Here is a 3,886-nt window from a genome sequence, read left to right as displayed (position 1 = left end):
CATAAACAAAAAACGACTCATGTGCGTCGGGCCATCGGCGCAAATCAGCACCATTGACAAATATGTACCATAGCTGAGTGCAGGGAGTCAAGAAAAAATTCCTATCGCGAAAAGCCGCGGGTTCGGAACCTGATCTCTCGAGTTCCGCGATTTTCGATACGCAGGGATTGAGCTATCATCTGATTCTGGCGTGGCTCACGCCTCCTCCCTCCGCCGGGAAAGCATCATCCATGCAGGGCTCTCTCATCACCGAACCAACTGTTCGAGCGCTTGGCATAAGGAGGGGTTGCGAAAACGGCTCGCACCAGGAGGTTTGTCATGAAGCTGTCCGCGCCCATCTATCATCTGAAGCGTCAAGCCAGGCTGTTGTCCCGCGAGGCCAAAATTCCGCTCCACGAAGCGCTTGACCGTGTTGCAGTACGGGAAGGCTTCGCCAGTTGGAGCCTGCTTGCGGCCAAGGCAGCCGGGGCGGCGCCTGCCGGCACACTGTTTGCGCAACTTGCGCCCGGCGATCTGGTCCTGGTGGGTGCACGACCCGGCCACGGCAAGACGCTGATGAGTCTCGAACTGGCAATCGAAGCCATGAAGTCCGGCAGTCGGGGCGTGTTCTTCACGCTGGAGTATACGCAGCGGGATGTGCTCGACCGATTTCGAGCCATCGGGGCAGACCCGGTGCAGTTCAACGACCGGTTCGTGTTCGACAATTCCGACGCCATCAGCGCCGACTACATCGTCAAGGCATTGGGCTCGGCGCCGCGCGGCACGCTGGTGGTGATCGACTACCTGCAACTGCTCGACCAAAAGCGGCAAAATCCGGAGCTGATGGCGCAGGTTCGCACGCTGAAAGCGTTTGCCGGCGACAGGGGATTGATCCTCGTCTTCATCTCGCAGATCGACCGGTCCTACGACCCGGCGCAGAAGCCGGTTCCCGATATCGGCGATGTGCGGTTGCCGAACCCTCTGGATCTGTCGCTGTTCAACAAGACCTGCTTCCTGAACAAGGGCGAGATCCGGTTCCACGCGGCAGGCTGACGATCGGGTCAGCCAAGCCTTCATTGGGCGGCTGCTACCAAGTTCAGCTCAACCGATGCCGGATTGTGCTGCGCGCGCAACGTTTCGGCCGCCTGGCGAACCACTTCGGATATAAGCATCAGCTGTTTGGCGATCGGGCTTGTCTTGCGCCAGATCATGCCGATCGTCCGCGACGGTTGGGGGTTGGCAAAGTGGGCGACAGACACCGCCGCCGAGCGCGTCTCCACCGGCACGGCCATTTCGGGAATCAAGGTGACGCCGACACCGGCGCCGACCATCTGCACCAGGGTCGACAGCGAGCTGCCGTCCAGCAACTCCCTTGGCCGCGCCGAATGCATGTTGCAGAACGACAGCGCCTGGTCGCGAAAACAATGGCCTTCCTCCAGCAGGAGCAGCCGCATCTCGCGCAGCATTTCGCGGTTGGGGACCGGCTTTCCCTCGTCCTCGCCGGGCCGGACCAGCACGAAGTTCTCGGCAAACAGCACGATTTCCGTCAGCGAGGGTTCCGACACCGGCAAGGCGACGATGGCCGCGTCAAGCCGGCCGTCGGCCAGTTCCTGGATCAGCTTTTGCGTTTGCGTTTCGCGCACGTGGATATCGAGCCCGTCATGCATGCGGGCGAGGTTGCCGATGATGGCAGGCAGGAGGTAGGGTGCGATCGTCGGGATCACGCCGATGCGCAACCGTCCCACCAGCCGGTCGCGCGAGGCGCGGGCCAGATCCGTCAGCTCATCCACCGAGCGCAGGATGTCGCGGACGCGCAAGGCGAATTCCTCGCCGAAATTGGTCAGCCGGACCTGGCGTGGGCCTCTTTGGAAAAGCTCCGTGCCCAGCGTTTCCTCCAACTCCCGGATCTGCACCGAGATGGCGGGCTGCGAGATCGAGCAGGCATCGGCGGCGCGGCCGAAATGATTGTGCCGGGCCAGCGCCTCGAAATAACGCAGCTGCTTCAGCGTCAGGTTTGTCATAATGTCATCTTATCGCTGCAATCAGGAAATCCAACTTAAATTAATCAAGCGGCTTTGCTATAGGAGTCGTAACGAAGATGAGGAGCAGCCGGGACCGCCTGGTGAGGCGCATGCCCGCAGCAACAGGACATCCAACATATTCGGTCGCGTATCGGGCTCAGGTCATCGCGCCAGCCATGAAACGGACCGCCTACAGGGACATTTTTGTGTCCCTGTTCACGCAGCAGTTGAACAGCTCAACACAGCCACGATCGGAGAGAAGAACATGGACGCACAGACCGATGATCCCAGTGCCGGCAAATGCCCCGTTGCGCACGGATCCTCCAGCAGGACGAACCGTGACTGGTGGCCGAACCAACTGGACCTTGGCGTTCTCCATCAGCAGTCGAACCTTTCGGACCCGATGGGCGAAGAGTTCGACTATGCCGAGGAATTCAAGTCGCTCGATCTCGATGCGGTGATCAAGGACCTGCACCAGGTGATGACGGATTCGCAGGATTGGTGGCCGGCCGACTTCGGCCATTACGGGCCGCTGTTCATCCGCATGGCCTGGCACAGTGCCGGCACCTACCGCATCGGCGACGGCCGTGGCGGCGCCGGGGCCGGCCAGCAGCGTTTTGCTCCGCTCAACAGCTGGCCGGACAATGCCAATCTCGACAAGGCGCGCCGGCTGCTGTGGCCGGTCAAGCAGAAATATGGGCGCAAGATCTCCTGGGCCGACCTGCTGATCCTCACCGGCAACGTCGCGCTGGAATCGATGGGCTTCAAGACCTTCGGTTTCGCTGGCGGCCGCGCCGACGTCTGGGAACCCGAACAGGACGTCGATTGGGGTTCGGAAACCAAGTGGCTCGACGACAAGCGCTACTCCGGCGACCGCGAACTCCAGGGCCATCTCGGCGCCGTCCAGATGGGACTGATCTATGTCAATCCGGAAGGGCCGAACGGCAAGCCGGATCCGCTGGCCTCGGCACGCGATATTCGCGAGACGTTCGGCCGCATGGCCATGAACGACGAGGAGACCGTGGCGCTGATCGCCGGCGGCCACACCTTCGGCAAAACCCACGGCGCCGGCGATGCCTCGCTTGTGGGTGCGGAGCCGGAAGGCGCCGGCATCGAGGCGCAGGGCCTCGGCTGGTCGAGCAAGCATGCCACGGGCATCGCCGGCGATGCCATCACCTCGGGCCTCGAGGTGACCTGGACCACGACGCCGACCAAGTGGAGCAACAACTTCTTCGACAATCTGTTCAACTTCGAATGGGAGCTGACCACGAGCCCGGCGGGCGCTCATCAGTGGACGCCGAAGGGCGGCGCCGGCGCCGGAACCGTGCCGGATGCCCACGATCCGTCCAAGCGCCGCGCGCCTGCCATGCTGACGACCGATCTCGCGCTGCGGGTCGATCCGGCCTACGAGAAGATCTCGCGGCGCTTCCATGAGCATCCGGACCAGTTCGCCGACGCCTTTGCCCGCGCATGGTTCAAGCTGACCCATCGCGACATGGGTCCGGTCGTTCGCTATCTCGGCCCGCTCGTGCCCAAGGAAGAACTGATCTGGCAGGATCCGATCCCCGCGGTCGACCACGAACTGGTCGGCGAGCAGGACATTGCGTCGCTGAAGGCGAAGATCCTGGCATCGGGCCTGTCGGTTTCCGAATTGGTCTCGACGGCGTGGGCCTCGGCCTCGACGTTCCGCAATTCCGACAAGCGCGGTGGTGCCAATGGTGCACGCATCCGGCTGGCGCCGCAGAAGGATTGGGAGGTTAACCAGCCGGCGGAACTGTCGAAGGTGCTGGCCAGGCTGGAAGCCATCCAGAAGGAGTTCAACGCGGCACAGACCGGCGGGAAAAAGATCTCGCTGGCCGACCTCATCGTTCTCGGCGGTGTCGCCG

The 3,886-nt window shown here is 62.5% G+C and carries 3 protein-coding genes; 2 read left to right on the top strand and 1 reads right to left on the bottom strand.

Going from position 1 to position 3,886, the window contains the following annotated elements; all coding sequences use genetic code 11:
• The first annotated feature begins 318 nt into the window (after positions 1-318).
• Entirely contained in the window at positions 319-1,032 is a 714-nt protein-coding gene (locus EOA22_RS26790) for a DNA helicase (RefSeq protein WP_013530139.1), read from the top strand.
• 20 nt (positions 1,033-1,052) lie between these two features.
• Here the strand turns inward: EOA22_RS26790 and EOA22_RS26785 are convergent, their stop codons facing one another.
• Positions 1,053-2,000 carry a hydrogen peroxide-inducible genes activator gene (locus EOA22_RS26785; protein ID WP_013530140.1) on the bottom strand — a complete coding sequence of 316 codons (948 nt, stop codon included), beginning with the start codon at positions 1,998-2,000 and terminating at the stop codon, positions 1,053-1,055.
• 265 nt (positions 2,001-2,265) lie between these two features.
• On the opposite strand from EOA22_RS26785, the gene katG reads away from it, so the two are divergent.
• The coding region (gene katG, locus EOA22_RS26780; protein ID WP_127390337.1) for a catalase/peroxidase HPI at positions 2,266-3,886 on the top strand (1,621 nt) is incomplete at its 3' end.

The organism is Mesorhizobium sp. M7A.F.Ca.US.014.04.1.1 (assembly GCF_003998745.1).
Classification (GTDB): domain Bacteria; phylum Pseudomonadota; class Alphaproteobacteria; order Rhizobiales; family Rhizobiaceae; genus Mesorhizobium; species Mesorhizobium ciceri.
Note: the sequence above shows the minus strand (reverse complement) of the source record. Positions and strands in the feature narration are given on the sequence as shown.